This is a genomic window from Brevundimonas sp., from assembly GCF_023259385.1.
Lineage (GTDB): Bacteria > Pseudomonadota > Alphaproteobacteria > Caulobacterales > Caulobacteraceae > Brevundimonas.
The window spans coordinates 5,444-6,472 of sequence record NZ_JAHFPF010000205.1 but is presented as its reverse complement, the minus strand read 5'-3'; the positions used below and the strand labels follow the sequence as shown (position 1 = coordinate 6,472).

The 1,029-nt window shown below is 70.2% G+C and carries 3 protein-coding genes; 2 read left to right on the top strand and 1 reads right to left on the bottom strand.

Translation table 11 applies throughout. The features are described from left to right. Both Q0C81_RS14305 and Q0C81_RS14300 read left to right on the top strand, forming a co-directional pair. The coding region (locus tag Q0C81_RS14305) for a hypothetical protein (RefSeq protein ID WP_291839283.1) at window positions 1-361 on the top strand (361 nt) is incomplete at its 5' end. Then, entirely contained in the window at window positions 358-768 is a 411-nt protein-coding gene (locus Q0C81_RS14300) for a response regulator (protein ID WP_008262946.1), read from the top strand. The genes Q0C81_RS14305 and Q0C81_RS14300, both read left to right, overlap by 4 nt. Here the strand turns inward: Q0C81_RS14300 and Q0C81_RS14295 are convergent. Then, on the bottom strand, window positions 743-1,029 hold a 287-nt coding region (locus Q0C81_RS14295; protein ID WP_291839279.1), incomplete at its 5' end, for a LuxR C-terminal-related transcriptional regulator. The genes Q0C81_RS14300 and Q0C81_RS14295 overlap by 26 nt on opposite strands.

Sequence of the window (1,029 nt, the reverse complement as noted above, 5' to 3'; positions counted from 1 at the left end):
CGTTCGCCTGGCGGATCGGCTGGAGCCGGTTCATGCGGCCGACGACAACTGGCCCCATGGGCTGGGCGATCTACTCGCCGAATTGCAGGACGGCCTGGACCTTTGTCAGGCGCGCGAGACCGGGCGGTTCGCACAGGATCAGGCCCCGGCCTCCCAGACGCGGCGTCGCGCTGAGATCCTTCGCCGCGCTCGAGCTCTGGGGGCGGTTGAGCGCGCCCTGGACCAACTCTCGGCGTCCGCCTCCGCACCCGCAGACTGGCTTCGTCTTCAGGCGAGCTGCCGGGTCGTTACGCGCGCTCTGCGCGATTGCTGGGCGTTCGAAAGGCCGAGCGGCGGCTGCGCTTGCGCTGAGGCGGCATGATGGTCGCGCCCCTCGTCCTTCTGGTCGATGACGACCCTGCGGTGGCGCAATCCGTCGCCTTTGCGCTCGAAACCGAAGGCTTCAGGGTCCGACGATATGGCAGCGCCGAGGCGCTGCTCGAGGCCGTGGAAGATCGCGTCGGGGAGGGGGCGGGATTGCGGGCGGCGCGCTGCCTCGTCCTCGACTATCATCTGCCGGGTCTGGACGGGCTGGCGCTTCTGAACCGACTGAGAGCCGCGTCGCTCGCCGGCGGCGCCATACTGATCACCACCCACCCGCGCCGCGGGGTCTGCGAAGACGCCGCCCGCGTCGGCGCGGTCCTGCTCGAGAAGCCCCTGATCGGAGGCGCCCTGCTCGAGGCCGTCAGGGACGCCTGCGGCCTCAGCCGCCTCGCGTCAGAACCGTGACGCGAACCAGCTCGGACAGGCTGCGCACCTGCATCTTGGTCATCACATTGGCCCGGTAGACCTCGACGGTGCGCGGACTGATGCCGAGATCATAGGCGATCACCTTGTTGGCATGGCCGGCGACGAGCCCCTCCAGAACCTCCAGCTCGCGTTGGGACAGCGAAGCGAGGCGCTCGGCGACGAGAGGGTCCCGTGCGGCGGTGCGGGCGCCGTCGGGTTCCGCGAGCGCGCGCTGGAGCGCCTCGATCAAGACGGCGTCGT